At 45.1% G+C, this 15,399-nt stretch carries 14 protein-coding genes; 10 read left to right on the forward strand and 4 right to left on the reverse strand.

Annotated elements, in window-relative coordinates; translation table 11 throughout:
• Positions 1 to 295: 295 nt before the first annotated feature.
• The 4 genes from FZD51_RS04955 (at position 296) to FZD51_RS04970 (ending at position 4,537) form a co-directional block, all read left to right on the forward strand.
• Positions 296 to 1,201 carry a DUF4349 domain-containing protein gene (locus FZD51_RS04955; protein WP_262380707.1) on the forward strand — a complete coding sequence of 302 codons (906 nt, stop codon included), beginning with the start codon at positions 296 to 298 and terminating at the stop codon, positions 1,199 to 1,201.
• 230 nt (positions 1,202 to 1,431) lie between these two features.
• A complete protein-coding gene (locus tag FZD51_RS04960) occupies positions 1,432 to 2,778 on the forward strand; it encodes a cytochrome ubiquinol oxidase subunit I (protein ID WP_148973755.1) in 1,347 nt (448 codons plus the stop codon).
• A 21-nt stretch (positions 2,779 to 2,799) separates the two neighbouring features.
• Positions 2,800 to 3,813 (forward strand): cytochrome d ubiquinol oxidase subunit II, encoded by a 1,014-nt coding sequence (locus FZD51_RS04965; RefSeq protein ID WP_148973756.1) that lies wholly within the window; start codon positions 2,800 to 2,802, stop codon positions 3,811 to 3,813.
• Between the two features lie 64 nt (positions 3,814 to 3,877).
• The gene (locus tag FZD51_RS04970; RefSeq protein WP_022543668.1) at positions 3,878 to 4,537 is read left to right on the forward strand and encodes a potassium channel family protein; all 660 of its coding nucleotides are present in this window, start codon (positions 3,878 to 3,880) and stop codon (positions 4,535 to 4,537) included.
• A 99-nt stretch (positions 4,538 to 4,636) separates the two neighbouring features.
• Here FZD51_RS04970 and rnjA read toward each other — a convergent pair whose 3' ends face one another.
• Complete coding sequence (rnjA, locus tag FZD51_RS04975; RefSeq protein WP_148973757.1) at positions 4,637 to 6,304, reverse strand: ribonuclease J1; 1,668 nt, start codon at positions 6,302 to 6,304, stop codon at positions 4,637 to 4,639.
• 6 nt (positions 6,305 to 6,310) lie between these two features.
• The gene (locus FZD51_RS04980) at positions 6,311 to 6,520 is read right to left on the reverse strand and encodes a DNA-dependent RNA polymerase subunit epsilon (RefSeq protein WP_148974234.1); all 210 of its coding nucleotides are present in this window, start codon (positions 6,518 to 6,520) and stop codon (positions 6,311 to 6,313) included.
• A 1,227-nt stretch (positions 6,521 to 7,747) separates the two neighbouring features.
• On the opposite strand from FZD51_RS04980, the gene FZD51_RS04985 reads away from it, so the two are divergent.
• Positions 7,748 to 8,644: a DMT family transporter gene (locus tag FZD51_RS04985; RefSeq protein ID WP_148973758.1), complete on the forward strand. Its 897-nt coding sequence runs from the start codon at positions 7,748 to 7,750 to the stop codon at positions 8,642 to 8,644.
• 35 nt (positions 8,645 to 8,679) lie between these two features.
• A complete protein-coding gene (locus tag FZD51_RS04990; RefSeq protein WP_148973759.1) occupies positions 8,680 to 9,450 on the forward strand; it encodes a Cof-type HAD-IIB family hydrolase in 771 nt (256 codons plus the stop codon).
• Positions 9,451 to 9,493: 43 nt separating this feature from the next.
• On the opposite strand, the gene def is transcribed toward FZD51_RS04990, so the two are convergent.
• Together def and FZD51_RS05000 are read right to left on the reverse strand one after the other, a co-directional pair.
• Positions 9,494 to 10,048 (reverse strand): peptide deformylase, encoded by a 555-nt coding sequence (gene def, locus FZD51_RS04995; RefSeq protein ID WP_148973760.1) that lies wholly within the window; start codon positions 10,046 to 10,048, stop codon positions 9,494 to 9,496.
• 181 nt (positions 10,049 to 10,229) lie between these two features.
• Positions 10,230 to 10,364 carry a YjcZ family sporulation protein gene (locus FZD51_RS05000; protein WP_009791087.1) on the reverse strand — a complete coding sequence of 45 codons (135 nt, stop codon included), beginning with the start codon at positions 10,362 to 10,364 and terminating at the stop codon, positions 10,230 to 10,232.
• A gap of 268 nt (positions 10,365 to 10,632) precedes the next feature.
• Here FZD51_RS05000 and FZD51_RS05005 point away from each other — a divergent pair, with 268 nt between their 5' ends.
• The 4 genes from FZD51_RS05005 to FZD51_RS05020 all read left to right on the forward strand — a co-directional run bounded on the left by FZD51_RS05005 (position 10,633) and on the right by FZD51_RS05020 (position 15,397).
• Positions 10,633 to 11,301, forward strand: a complete 669-nt coding sequence (locus FZD51_RS05005) for a YkyA family protein (RefSeq protein WP_262380709.1) — start codon at positions 10,633 to 10,635, stop codon at positions 11,299 to 11,301.
• A 575-nt stretch (positions 11,302 to 11,876) separates the two neighbouring features.
• On the forward strand, positions 11,877 to 12,992 hold the full coding sequence (gene pdhA, locus FZD51_RS05010) for a pyruvate dehydrogenase (acetyl-transferring) E1 component subunit alpha (protein ID WP_148973761.1): 1,116 nt from the start codon (positions 11,877 to 11,879) through the stop codon (positions 12,990 to 12,992).
• 3 nt (positions 12,993 to 12,995) lie between these two features.
• A complete protein-coding gene (locus FZD51_RS05015) occupies positions 12,996 to 13,973 on the forward strand; it encodes an alpha-ketoacid dehydrogenase subunit beta (protein WP_148973762.1) in 978 nt (325 codons plus the stop codon).
• A gap of 83 nt (positions 13,974 to 14,056) precedes the next feature.
• Complete coding sequence (locus FZD51_RS05020; RefSeq protein ID WP_148973763.1) at positions 14,057 to 15,397, forward strand: dihydrolipoamide acetyltransferase family protein; 1,341 nt, start codon at positions 14,057 to 14,059, stop codon at positions 15,395 to 15,397.
• The last annotated feature ends 2 nt before the right edge of the window (positions 15,398 to 15,399 follow it).

Genomic DNA, 15,399 nt, shown 5'->3' on the forward strand with positions numbered 1-15,399 from the left:
AGACGCGGCAGAATAAAAGGCGTACTTTGCCTTTAATTCTGGCGTGGCTTATGACTCGAGGCTCTAGCCGCCGTAGCTGGACAGAAAGAAAAGCGGAAAAGCCTCGATCACTAAGGAACGCAGACTAAGAACGCCACGTCCTGTGGCAGTGCCTGCATAATTCGCTATATTTATTTGAAAAAAAGTCACCATCTGGTGGCTTTTTCTTTTACTTGTAATAATCTTCATGAAATTGTAACTTTTCTGCAATCTTTGCGTCTGCTAATAAAAGAGCCGATTTTAAGGGGGATATGTTATGAAGTGGAAAGTGGCGCTATTTATATGTTTAAGCTCGATGATTCTCTTCGGCTGCAGCAGCGGAGAAAGCAAAAGTGAACAAGCTTCCGATTCAGCTGGCAAATCTGAGAGTTCATATGAAAAAGCTGAGTCTGCCGCTGAGTCAGCTGAACAGGATGCTGAGTCAGAGATAAGCAGCGGCGGGAACGAAGCAAAGGGGACGGATCAGAGTACAGCGGCTGATAGGATGGTTATTTACAACGCAGAATTGGATCTTAGGGTAAAGGACTTCATGAAAGCACAAACAGCACTCGAGTCAAAAGCGGCCCAATACGGCGGGTTTATTGTGGAATCAAGCAGTTATCGGGATGATGAGAGACAGCTTAGCGGTACACTGGTGATCAGAATCCCCCAGAAGAACTTTAATCAATTCTTGAATGATGCTGAAGGCACAGCCTCAAAAGTGGATAACAGACATGTAAGCGGCCAGGACGTGACAGAAGAATATGTGGATTTGGAGTCCCGCCTGCGGTCCAAAAGAGTTGTTGAAGAGCGGCTGATCTCTTTTATGGAAAAAGCTGAAAAAACTGAAGATCTGCTTAAGATTTCACAGGACCTTGCCGGAATTCAGGAGGAAATCGAACAGCTGGCCGGAAGAATCAACTATTTGAAGAACCAGACTGATTTTTCGACTGTAACGGTCAGCCTCTATGAGGATCGGGCGCCTTCAATCGATAAAACCGATTTGAATACGTGGGAGAGAACGAAAGAGCAGTTTACAGAAAGTCTTAGCTTCCTGCTTTCTGCATTTTCCGGGCTGTTTGTGTTCTTAGCCGGGAACCTTCCTGTGCTAATGCTCCTTGGAGTTATTGGAGTCATTTGCTATATAGCTTACAGGAAATATAGACAGAAAAAGGATTCATGAACCGAAAGACGCCGGAATGGGGGACATTCCGGCTTTTTCTTTTGAATTTGCACTAAGCATCTGGGAAATTTTCAGGCTTTCTTTACATTTGAATAAGATTGCATCCATATGAATTAGGGTAAAAGACAGTCTGAAGCAGCTCATGATAATGGACATACATACGGAATGAAAATGCTCTTATGGAGCCAAAGAAGCAAAAAATGAAAATATAGATGTCTGGAGGCTGGAAGATGGAATTGGATAGTGTCACATTGAGCAGGATGCTCACTTCTTTAACTCTTGCTTTTCATATTATTTTTGCCACCATCGGCGTTGGTGTGCCTGTGCTGATATCAGCAGCTGAATTCATTGGGATCAGGAAAAAGGATGATCATTATATCCTCCTGGCACGCAGATGGGCAAGGGGCTTCACCATCACAGTGGCGGTCGGGGTAGTAACCGGGACCTGCATCGGCTTACAGCTTTCTCTTTTATGGCCGAGCTTTATGCAGATTGCAGGACATGTAATCAGCCTGCCGCTCTTCATGGAAACTTTTGCTTTCTTTTTTGAAGCCATTTTCCTGGGCATCTACCTTTATACATGGGACCGGTTCAAAAAGCCGCTCCATCATTGGCTGCTTTCAATACCCGTCATAATCGGCTCTTCTGCTTCTGCATTTTTCATTACTACGGTTAATGCATTTATGAATACTCCGCAAGGATTCAAGCTTGAAGGCAGGACCATCACGGAGATTGACCCGCTCGCTGCTATGTTCAATCCGGCAACCCCGTCAAAGGTGCTGCATGTCCTTACATCGTCTTATATGACAGCTGCTTTCATACTGGCGAGCCTCGCTGCCTTTGCCATTCTGAGGGGCAGGGGGTCTGAATATCACCGGAAAGCTCTGAAGCTTACAATGATTTGCGGTCTGCTTTTTTCTCTGGCAACAGCCATTGCAGGTGATATTTCAGCAAAATTCCTTGCAAAAGAGCAGCCGGAAAAATTGGCTGCAGCTGAATGGCATTTCGAAACAGAAAAAGGCGCTGATTTGATCGTCTTTGGGACGATTGATGAAAACAATGAAATAAGGAATGAAATCCGTATACCAAATGCACTGAGCTTTCTTGCAGGCAGCTCCTTTGATACAGAAGTGATTGGCCTGAATGAATTTCCGGAAGATGAGCGGCCACCGCTTTGGATCCACTATCTGTTTGATTCGATGGTTTCAATCGGCTTCTTTGCTCTCGGCATCTCTGCGCTGTTTGTCTTTCTGTCATATTGGAAAAAGGCTAACCCTTTGAAAAAGTGGCTGCTGTTCCTCATTGTCTGCTCAGGGCCTCTATCCATGCTCGCAATTGAATTCGGCTGGATTTATGCCGAGGTCGGCAGGCAGCCTTGGATATTAAGAGGCTATATGAAGGTGGCGGAGGGGGCTACACAGGCAGATAATGTGGGCGTGACCTTCTTGATGTTTTTAGCTCTGTACATTGTATTGGGGATCATCACAGTCACTGTGCTGCTTAAAATGTTCAGAAATAAGCCGGCTCAAGCCGAATTTAATGACCGTTTCCCGGACTCTCCGGGCATAAGCCAATAAACTGGGAAAGGGGTGGAAGACATGAGCATTGAGATCCTGGGCATAACGGTTCTCTGGGTGTTTCTCTATGGATATGTTATTGTGGCATCAATCGATTTTGGAGCCGGTTTTTTTGCTTATTATGGACGGGTCACAGGAAAGGAGCATGTGATCAGCCACATTATCAGCAGATATCTATCTCCTGTATGGGAAGTGACCAATGTCTTTTTTGTTTTCTTCTTTGTCGGGCTGGTCGGCTTTTTTCCGGATGCAGCCTATTACTATGGAACAGCTTTACTGATACCCGGAAGCATTGCCCTGATCCTCCTTGCCATTAGAGGATCATTCTATGCATTCGGCAATTATGGCTCAAAGGACAATTCGTTTTATTTATTTCTCTATGGCGCAACGGGCCTGCTGATACCCGCAGCACTGTCGACAGCATTGACGATTTCTGAAGGGGGATTTATTGAAGAACAGGGAAATAAGGTCATTTTCCTTGCCGGAGAGCTTGTAAGCTCCCCTTATTCCTGGTCTGTCGTCATCCTTGCCATTGTATCGGTGCTCTTTATCAGTGCTGTATTTCTTACTTATTATGCAGACAGGGCCGGAGATACTCCGGCAAGGGAGCTGCTGAGGACGTTTGCCCTGTTCTGGAGTCCGCCGACCATCCTTGCCAGCTTCCTTGTCTTTGCTTCTTTAAGGGAGCATAATGAGCGCCATTTCAATAATGCTTTAGAGATTTGGTGGATGTTTGGCTTATCGCTTCTCTGTTTTCTGGCAGCTGTGCTGCTGGTTTATAAGAAAAAGAGATTTGGGACCAGTTTTATCCTGGTGATGCTTCAATTCTTTTTCGCCTTTTTCGGATATGGCGCTTCCCATCTCCCTTACATCCTTGACCCGTTCATAACGATCTATTCAGGCTATACAAATCCTGAAATGGGGATGGCGCTGGTTGCGGCATTTATAGCAGGGCTGCTGCTCCTCATCCCGTCACTGATCCTTTTGATGAGGCTGTTCCTGTTTAATGCCGATTATGTTAAGGGTGAAAAGTGAATGCTACTAAGAGTTAAGCTATGATAAAATAGAGACGAACTTTGAAACTGCTGGAGGAATATCCGTGAAAAAAGAATTTGCCGTAATAGGTTTAGGACGGTTTGGAGGAAGTATTTGCAGGGCGCTCGCAGAAGAGGGCATGGAGGTAATGGCCATCGACAATGATGAAGACAGGGTGAACGAATTTGCACTGATTGCATCTCATGCCGTTGTCGGGGATACCACCGATGAAAATGTTCTGAAAAGTCTGGGCATCAGGAATTTCGATCATGTCATTGTCGCCATTGGCGACAATATTCAGGCCAGCATCCTTACAACGTTGATTCTGAAGGAAATCGGTGTGAACAAGATTACTGTAAAAGCGCAAAATGATTATCATGAGAAAGTCCTGCGCAAAATTGGAGCAGACCATGTTGTCCATCCTGAAAGGGATATGGGCAGAAGAATAGCCCATAATATTGTCTCCAACAATGTACTGGATTATCTTGAACTTTCAGATGAACACAGCATCGTGGAGATTGTGGCCAGCGATAAGCTTGGCGGAAATTCGATTATCGATTTGGATGTCCGTGCCAATTATGGCATCAATATTGTTGCGATAAAAAGAAAAAATGAAATCATCGTATCCCCGCAGGCAAATGAAGTGATACGTGAAGATGATATCCTCATCGTTATTGGAGCAGATGTTGATATCAACCGCTTTGAGAAGAAGCTGATGGCTTAAGCCCCGGCAGGACCTGCAAAAACGGCAGATGTCCATGGACTGCTTGTAAAATGGAAAAAGCACTCACGAATATTTGTGAGTGCTTTTTAATATGATTTATTATACTTCCATAATGATCGGAAGGATCATTGGACGGCGCTTTGTTTTTTCATAAAGGAAAGGTGATAGTGTGTCAGTAATTTCATTTTTAATTTCAGACCACTGTGTCGTTTTTCTTTCCATGACCTTGTTCAGATGCTTAGAGATCAAGGATTGGGCATCGCTGATCAAGTCGCCTGATTCACGCATATACACGAAGCCGCGGGAAATGATATCAGGACCTGCGGAAATCTTAAAGTCTTTCATGTTGATGCTGACTACGACAACGACCAGACCTTCCTCAGAAAGGATCCTGCGGTCTCTGAGGACGATATTTCCGATGTCACCCACACCGCTTCCGTCGATATAAACAGAACCTGAAGGAATCTTTCCTGCCACCTGAGCGGTATCCTCGCTCAGGGCCAGAACTTCTCCGTTGTCCATTATAAAGCAGTTTTCTTCAGGAATGCCGCAATCTATCGCAAGTTTAGAGTGCATTTTCTGCATTCTGTACTCGCCGTGGATCGGCATGAAGAATTTTGGCTTGATCAGACGGAGCATCAATTTTTGCTCCTGCTGGCCGCCATGCCCGGAAGTATGGATGTCGTTCAGCGGACCGTGGATAACTTCTGCACCTGCACGGGACAGCATGTTGATTGTTCTGCTGACACTGATCGTATTTCCCGGAATAGGAGAAGATGAGAACACTACTGTATCACCTGGGTGGATCTGGATCTGGCGGTGTGTTCCATTGGCAATCCGTGATAGGGCTGCCATTGGCTCTCCCTGGCTTCCTGTGCAAAGGATGGTAACCTGGTTGGCTGGGAGCCTGTTGATCTGCTGTGCGTCTATGAATACATCCTTAGGAGCGCTTATATAGCCAAGCTCCCGCCCGATGTTGATCGCAGCTTCCATGCTCCGGCCAAAAACAGCCACTTTTCTGCCATTGGTCACAGCAGCCTCGATAACCTGCTGAAGGCGGTGGATATTAGAAGCGAATGTCGCAAAAATAATCCGTCCATCCACTTTGCGGAAAATGTCATGAATGCTTTCTCCGACACGGCGTTCAGACATAGTGAAATTAGGAATTTCACTGTTGGTGCTGTCAGAAAGGAGGCATAGGACACCATCCTTGCCGATCTCTGCCATTTTTGTAAGGTTCGCAGGCTCCCCGACAGGAGTGAAGTCGAACTTGAAATCTCCGGTATGGACTACCTGCCCCGGCGGAGTTTTCACTACGACCCCATATGAATCAGGGATGCTGTGTGTAGTCCGGAAGAAAGTGACAGAAGTTTTTCGGAATTTGATAATATCATCTTCCTTGATTTCAATCATTCTTGTCTTTCTCAAGAGGCCATGCTCTTCCAGCTTATTGCGAAGAAGGCCAAGGGCAAGCTTACCGCCGTACACAGGAATATTCACCTGTCTTAAAAGATAAGGAATGCCGCCGATATGGTCTTCATGTCCGTGCGTAATGAAGAGGCCTTTGATTTTGTCTTCGTTTTTAACTAAATACGTATAATCAGGAATTACATAATCTATTCCCAGAAGCTCATCCTCAGGGAATTTAATGCCAGCATCGATCAGGATGATTTCATCCTGGAACTGGACTGCATAAGTGTTTTTGCCGATTTCCCCAAGTCCTCCAAGGGCAAATACAGCTGTTTGATCGTTCTTGACAAATTTCATAAATTATCAGTTCTCCAATACTTTAAAGTCTTCGTTTCTTTTTTCATATTCCAGGTAATCGCCTTCAACCGGGACTACGATTTCAATGTTATAATGTTTGTCCGCCAGCTTTGTACGTACATCTTTCGGGGAATCTCCATCAACATAAACGGTTTTCGTTTTTTCCCTCACTGGGACTTCTTTAATGGATTCCTGGTAATAAACTTTAAAAATCATCATAAATCGCTCCTTAATCCGATATAACTTTTTCTATTATATAAAAAAATAACATGTTTTTCATGTTTTTTCTTTTAAAAGAACATAAAGCACAGTTTTTCCTTATATTTCCAGGGGATAACGAACGCCCCAAAAAGGAATTTTCAGTTTGTTGATTTACACTGTCCACTGCCCTGGCGTGTTATCTTCAGAGGTCGGTGGAGAGGCTTTTCCGCATTTCTCATTGTCCAGCTCCGGCTCCTAGGTGCTCGAGTCATAAGTCACTTTGGAACCGAAGGCAAAGAACGCCTTCAATTCCAAAGCGCCTTATGCTTGTCGCACCTGAACAGTCGCCTCCGCTTTTCTCATTGTCCAGCTCCAGTGGCTAGAGCCTCGAGTCATAAGCCACCCAAGAATTAAAGGCAAAGAACGCCTTTTATTCTTGCGCGTCTTATGCTGGGCCCACAGGATGTGGGTCATGCAGGCGTTGCCACAGGACGTGGCGTATTTAGCCTGCGTTCCTTTACCTGAGCAAGCCACTTCCGCATTTCTCATTGTCCAGCTCCAAAGCCTAGCCCCTCGAGTCATAAGCCAATCAGGCCAGAAGGTTAAAGAACAACCTTCCGTCCTGCTCGTCTTATGCTTGAGGCCCGCAGGACGCGGGTCATGCAGACGTTGCCACAGGACGTGGCGTTCTTAGTCTGCGTTCCTTTGTGACCAAGGCTTTTCCGCTTTTCTCGTTGTCCAGCTCCGGCGGCTAGAGCCTCGAGTCATAAGCCACTTCAGGATTGAAGGCAAAGAACGCCTTCTATCCTGAAGCGTCTTATGCCTGTCGGCTCTGAGCAAGCCACTTCCGCATTTCTATGTAACCTTTATACAATTTACCTTAAAGAAGGAGCCCTTCGCAAGTTTGAAGGGCTCGGGGGTTATGCGATCGATTTTTTGCGAAGCATGTCTTTCCACTGTTTCAGGAGCTTTTTGCGCAGCTTCTTTAACATAGTGGATCATCTCCTTACTTCCTATTTTAACCCAACCTTGTCCAATGTAAAGGATTACAATCACTGCTGCCGAACACAACCGTTTTTTGGGGGCTTTAAGAAAGCCGCCTTTTCTTCTATTATATGATGAAAAGGCCAAAAATCTCATGGATAATGATGGAATAATGTTAAATATGCTGGATTGACATTTAGCATTTCAAGGGTTAGTTTTTAACAGAGTGAAAGTTATCTTGGAAAGAAGAGTGGATAAATGGGTAAGCTTTATAGTGCACTGATCGCTCTAAGTCTGATTTGGGGCACATCATTCCTTTTTATTAAAATTCTGCTCCATGATCTGGGCCCGGAGGCGGTTGTCTTCGGCAGATGCCTGTTTGGTGCAGCAGCATTGTGGGGGATCAGCTTTTTTAAAAGAGAAAAGATTCAGTGGAAACGCCTGCCTTTCAGGATGCTGTTCCTGGTCGGGCTCATCAATAATGCACTTCCCTGGTATTTTATTTCTAAAAGTGAGACGGCCATTTCATCGAGTATGGCCTCCGTCATTAATGCCACTACACCGATCTGGACGATTATCATTGGGTGGCTTTTCTTCGGTTCAAAGCTCCGGAAAAGCCAATGGGCCGGAATATTGATCGGATTTTTCGGCATTTTTATTCTCAGCGGTTTCCGCACTGGTGATTTGGCAGAGGGAAACACGGCAGGAATTGTATTCATGTCTATGGCAGCATTCTGCTATGGATTAGGGACCCATCTGTCCAAAAAACATCTTGAGGGTGTTTCCGTCCTTCAGATTTCCCTTTTTACGCTTACATCAGCCGCCCTGGCAAGCGGCCTGTATACCGGGATTGCATCTCCTTCCAGCATCCCGCTTCTTTTTGCGCCGGAAAGACTCGGTTCTCTGATTATACTCGGAGCCCTGGGCTCGGGGGCTGCCTATCTGCTATACTATTTCCTTGTACAGAAGGGAAGCCCGGAGTTTGCCTCCCTCGTCACCTATATCGTCCCCGTATCGGCAATCGCATGGGGGTACTTTCTCCTTAGTGAGCATATCAAGCCAGGGATGGCTGTTGGCCTGGCTGTCATCTTTCTGGGAATATATATTTCCTCCTATAAAGTCAAGCGGGAAAAGAAACAAGATCTGGCTGCTTAGGAATGCAGTCCATGCAAATGGAAAGGAAGTAAAAAATGAAGAAAATAGTTTTTTTTGATATTGATGGAACACTGCTGGACCACGGCAAAAACCTGCCGGTAAAAACGAAGGAAGCAATCAGGCACCTTCAGGAAAAGGGGGTATTTACGGCAATCGCGACCGGCCGTGCTCCTTTTATGTATGAAAGTCTCCGGGAGGAGCTGGGCATTGATTCTTATGTCAGCTTTAATGGCCAGTACGTGGTGTTCGAGAATGAACCGATCTATGCCAATCCTTTGGACACAAAAGAGCTGGAAAGGCTTTTAGAACATGGAAAAAGGAATGGGCATCCGCTCGTTTTTATGAACGAATCAACCATGAAATCAAGTGTGCCGCACCATCCCCATATTGAGGAAAGCCTTGGCACACTTAAGTTCCCGCATCCTGAGAAAGATGAAAGCTTTTATAATGGGCGGGAAATCTACCAGTCCCTTATTTTTATGGATGACAGTCTCGAACAGGAGTATCGCGAAGGATACGGGAAATTCCATTTCATCAGATGGCATCCCCATTCCGTCGATGTCCTTCCTGCCGGGGGCTCAAAAGCGGAGGGCATAAAGAAAATGATCAGCCGTCTCGGCTTTGCAATTGAGGATGTATATGCTTTTGGAGACGGATTGAATGACATTGAAATGCTCCAGGCGGTCGGCACGGGGGTCGCCATGGGCAATGCTGATGAAGAAGTGAAGCGCCATGCGGACCATATCACCTCAGATGTCGGGGAAGATGGAATCTGGAACGGTTTGAAAAAGCTTGGTTTGATATAAAAGAAAAAAGAAGCAGGCAAAGGGGCCTGCTTCTCCTTTAGGATTACCTTTCAATCGGGAGGGCACCCTTCATAATTTCAAACGGGTTTTCCTTATTGATGTGGTCATAGAACATGACTCCGTTCAAATGATCGATTTCATGCTGAAAAACGATTGCCGGGAGGCCTCTCAGCCTCAGTTTCACTTCTCTGCCGTCTATATCAAAGGCTTTGAGGGTTATCCTTGCATAGCGAGGAACAAACCCGGGAAAAGGCTCATCGACTGAGAGACATCCTTCACCGGACGTTAAAAAGGCTTTCTCGACCGAATGGCTGATGATTTTCGGGTTGAAAAGTGCAAAGCTGTACAGCTTCCCATCTGTATCAGTCACATGGGCTGCAATCATTCTCTTCAGGCAGTCAATCTGCGGGGCGGCAAGGCCGATTCCTGGCCTCAGCCCATACTTTTCAGCAAGGGCAGGATTTTGGCTGTTCCTTACATATTCCATCATTTCGGAAAGAGTCTGCTTATCTTCGGCAGAAGGGGGCATAGGCACCTCTTCGGCCGTTTTCCTGAGGGATGGGTGGCCATCCCGGATAATATCCGCCACTGTTATCATTAAAAATCCACTCCTGTGCATGCCTTTTTCGGCAGAAATTTATTATAATATGTTTAACCGCTGTGCTGGCGGGTAAGTGATTAAAGTTCAGGGAGCTGTATGTACGTCAATAGTCTAACAGACATAAAGAAAAAAGTTAATAAAGAAAAGGTGCTCTGTCGAAGCACCTTTTCGGCTTGTATTAGAATTTCCAGCAGGAACAGCCTACAATAATAAGAAGAATGAAGAGAACGACAATTAAAGCAAATCCTCTTCCGTAGCCAGCTCCGCCTACAGGGTAGCCGCAGCCGTAACCGTATCCACCATAACCATACATAAGGATAACCTCCCTGAAATAAAGTATCGTCCCCTACATATTTATAAGTTTTATGGACGATTTACTCTAGCCTATGAAAGAAGGAAAAAATGGTGTAGGCCGCTGCCCAGTCATAAATGAAAAGAATGAAGAATATGTATCTTTATGGCATTATCCTGCTGAATTCTAATTAAATGGCTGGACAAGCTTTTTCATAATATTAATGAAAATCCTGGACCATGCCTATATGCAGCTTATATGCAACAGCTATTTCCATTTAGGGGGTTTAATGATGTCCATTATCAGAAAGAAAAAAGTACTGGCTGTATTATTTTTAAGTTTGTTTGTGCTCGGGGGATGCATGAACAAGGAGACACCAGGTGAAAAAGCCTACAGCATTCTGGAAAAAACTGCAGAAGCAGAAGACGGGTTTGAAAAGCAGCAGGACCCGCTTGTGAAACTGGAAAAGCAGGAAAAAGAACTTTATGATCAGATCATTGCGCTGGGCATGAAGGAATTTGACCAAATTAAAAAGCTGTCAGATGAAGCCCTTGAAGCCGTGGGGAAGAGGGAAGAGCTCATGAATAAAGAGCAGGAGAGCATTGAAGCCTCCAAAGAAGAATTTGCACCTCTTGATGATATCATCCCTGACATTGAAGATAAGCAGGCAAAAGAAAGTGCTGAGGAACTGTACAAAGTGATGATGGACCGCTACAGCGTCCATGATGAACTTTACAGTGAATATAAGGCCGGCCTTGAACTGGACAAAGAGCTGTATTCGCTGTTCAAGAAGGAAGACCTGACAATGGAGCAGCTGGAAGCTCAGATTGAAAAAATCAATCAATCTTATGAGCAGCTGACGGTCCATAATAAAGAATTTAATGAGCTGACAAAAAAATATAATGAAATAAAATTATCCTTTTATAAGCAGGCTGGTGTAGAGGTTGCTGCTGAGTAAACATAAGTTTAGAGGCACCGCCTGGTAAAAGGGATATATTCGAAAAGTCTTTCGGTCAGATGATGCCGAAAGACTTTTTGTGCTGGACACAAAGTACTTTTTTAAAATAATTCTTCCTAAATAATTCTTCTCTTGTTATAACACATCCTGTTAAAAAGCTGCTTTTTTATAGTACAGTTAATAAGGACTTATTAATACAGTTTTTTAAAATACTCGAAATAATTTTTGAAAAATAGGTTTAAATAATTGACTGTAACGGATTTCTTATAATAAAATGAGTAAGGTGATTTCATTGCTTGTATCAGTGAGACATACAAAATTCAATGATACAGAAAATGATTGTAAAGAAATATCAGAATAGACGTTTTTTCCGGAGGCATCTGTGGAAAACTAAGTAAAACTATGTTTTGCAGCTGTCAAAGGATGAGCCGGACAGTTTTTTTGCATGTACGGCTAAATTTAATAGGGAAAAAACAAAAGCAGATTTCTAAGATGAATTCATTTTGGGTATTCTAAGCTTTGTGTATTTATCTCTTAAAATAATGTCTTTTTAATGAAAGGAAAGGGTGACAAAGATGGCTTCTAAAACGAAGAAAGCACAATTGGATGCTACTAAAGCGCTTGAGGCGGTAGAAGAGCAGTTTGAAATGTTTCAAATATTGAATGAAGAAGGCGAAGTCGTAAATGAAGCGGCAATGCCTGAATTAAGCGATGAGCAGCTTCAGGAATTGATGCGCCGCATGGTATACACTCGTATTCTTGATCAGCGTTCCATCTCTCTAAACAGACAGGGGCGCCTTGGATTCTATGCGCCGACAGCAGGACAGGAAGCTTCCCAGCTTGCTTCACAATTTGCTCTTGAAAAGGAAGACTTCATCCTTCCTGGATACCGCGATGTGCCTCAAATGATCTGGCATGGCCTGCCGCTGTATCAGGCATTCTTGTTCTCACGCGGACATTTCCACGGCAACCAGATGCCAGAAGGTGTGAACACAATCTCACCTCAAATCATCATCGGCGCTCAGATCATCCAGGCTGCAGGTGTGGCTCTTGGGATGAAAAAGCGCGGTGCCGGTTCAGTAGCTATTACATACACTGGCGACGGCGGAGCTTCACAAGGTGATTTCTACGAAGGTCTTAACTTTGCAGGGGCATTTAAGGCTCCAGCGATCTTTGTTGTGCAGAACAACCGCTTTGCGATTTCCACTCCGGTAGAAAAGCAATCAGCGGCTAAGACTGTAGCTCAAAAAGCAGTCGCGGCAGGTATCCCTGGGATTCAGGTAGACGGAATGGATCCGCTTGCTGTATATGCAGCAGTCAGCGATGCCCGCAAGCGAGCAGTAAACGGCGAAGGCCCGACTCTGATTGAAACGATGACATACCGCTATGGCCCGCATACAATGGCTGGCGATGATCCGACTCGTTACCGTACAACGGACCTTGACAACGAATGGGAAAAGAAGGATCCTTTAGTCCGTTTCCGCAAATTCCTTGAAAACAAGGGCATCTGGAACGAAGAAAAGGAAAACGAAGTGATCGACCAGGCTAAAGAAGATATCAAAGAAGCAATCAAGAAAGCTGACGGTTATCCGAAGCAGAAAGTAACAGACTTCATGGAGAACATGTATGAAGAAATGCCTCGTAACCTTAAAGAACAATATGAAATTTACCAAGCAAAGGAGTCGAAGTAAGCGATGGCGCAAATGACAATGATCCAGGCAATCACCGATGCGTTGCGCACAGAAATGCGCAATGATCCGAACGTACTTGTGTTCGGTGAAGACGTAGGCGTTAACGGCGGTGTATTCCGTGCTACGGAAGGTCTTCAGAAAGAGTTCGGCGAAGACCGCGTATTCGATACTCCACTTGCTGAATCTGGAATTGGCGGTTTAGCAATTGGTCTTGGCCTTCAAGGCTTCCGTCCAGTGCCGGAAATCCAATTCTTCGGATTTGTGTTTGAAGTAATGGATTCAATCGCTGGCCAAATGGCGCGTATGCGCTACCGTTCAGGCGGCAGATACAATTCTCCTGTCACTGTGCGTTCTCCTTTCGGGGGCGGAGTACATACTCCGGAACTTCACTCTGACAGCCTTGAAGGGCTGATGACTCAATCACCAGGTTTAAAGGTTGTTGTGCCTTCAACTCCTTACGATGCAAAAGGACTTCTTATTTCATCTATCCGTGACAATGATCCGGTTATTTTCCTTGAGCATCTTAAGCTCTACCGTGCATTCCGTGAAGAAGTGCCTGAAGAAGAATACACAATTCCTCTTGGCAAGGCTGATGTGAAGCGCGAAGGTTCAGACCTTTCCATCATCACATACGGAGCAATGGTTCATGAATCATTAAAAGCAGCAGAAGAACTTGAAAAAGAAGGCTATTCTGTAGAAGTAGTAGACCTTCGTACAATCGCACCGCTGGACCTTGAAACAATCATTGCCTCTGTAGAGAAAACAGGCCGTGCCATTGTGGTCCAGGAAGCACAGAAGCAGGCAGGCGTAGCTGCTCAGGTTGTTGCTGAAATCAATGAAAGAGCGATTCTCAGCCTGGAAGCTCCAGTTCTCCGCGTAGCAGCACCTGATACTGTCTATGCTTTCTCTCAAGCAGAAACAATCTGGCTGCCAAACTACAAAGATGTACTGGAAACAGCTAAAAAAGTACTTACTTTCTAATAGAACAATTTTTTAATGGGAGAGGGCAGTTTTTCTCCCTTTCCTGCATCATCACTCAATTTACTAACAGGAAGGTGAACCCATTGTCATTCCAATTCAGATTGCCTGATATCGGTGAAGGTATCCACGAAGGTGAAATCGTAAAATGGTTTATTAAACCAGGCGATAAAGTTCAAGAAGATGACGTATTGTGCGAAGTGCAGAACGATAAATCAGTAGTAGAAATTCCATCCCCAGTTGAAGGGACTGTTGAAGAGGTCCACATCGGCGAAGGAACAGTTGCTACTGTCGGACAAGTGCTCGTATCTTTTGACGCACCGGGGTATGAGGATTTACAATTTAAAGGTGAACACGGTGATGAAGCGCCGGCAGAAAAAACGGAAGCACAGGTTCAATCAACAATGGAAGCTGGCCAGGATGTGAAGAAGGAAGAAGCTCCTGGACAGGAAGACTCCGGTAAAGGCACAGTTATTTCCCAGCCCGATGTTGATCCTGACCGCAGAATTATCGCTATGCCATCAGTGCGCAAGTTCGCACGCGACAAAGGCGTTGACATCCGCCAGGTAGCAGGCAGCGGTAAAAACGGACGTGTGCTGAAGGAAGATATTGAATCATTCTTGAACGGAGGCTCTCAAGCACCTGCTCAGGAAGCACCACAGGCAGAGGCAGCTAAGGAAGAAGCAGCAGCACCAGCGGCAGCGGCAGCAGCTCCTCAAGGCCAATATCCGGAAACCCGCGAGAAAATGAGCGGAATCCGCAAAGCGATTGCAAAAGCTATGGTTAACTCCAAGCAGACTGCACCGCATGTTACATTAATGGATGAAATCGATGTAACAAAACTGGTAGCACACCGTAAGAAATTCAAGGAAGTTGCAGCAAACAAAGGCATCAAGCTTACATTCCTGCCTTATGTGGTGAAGGCATTGACTAGTGCATTGCGTGAATTCCCGGCGCTCAACACGTCAATTGACGATGCTGCTGGCGAAATCATCCACAAGCATTACTACAACATCGGAATTGCTGCTGATACAGAGAAAGGCCTGCTTGTTCCTGTTGTTAAGGATGCAGACCGCAAATCTACATTTGCCATCTCTGATGAAATCAACAGCCTGGCAGGCAAAGCCCGTGACGGCAAGCTTGCTGCGGATGAAATGAAAGGCGCTTCTTGCACAATTACCAATATCGGCTCTGCGGGCGGACAATGGTTTACACCTGTCATCAATCATCCTGAAGTAGCGATCCTGGGAATCGGCCGCATCGCTGAAAAGCCTGTAGTGAAAGATGGAGAAATCGTTGCAGCACCAGTTCTTGCACTTTCTTTAAGCTTTGACCACAGAATCATCGATGGCGCAACAGCACAAAATGCATTAAATCACATCAAGCGTTTACTCAACGATCCAGAACTATTGTTAATGGAGGCGTAATT

Origin of the sequence: Bacillus infantis, from assembly GCF_008180445.1 — a bacterium.
Lineage (GTDB): Bacteria > Bacillota > Bacilli > Bacillales > Cytobacillaceae > Bacillus_AB > Bacillus_AB infantis_B.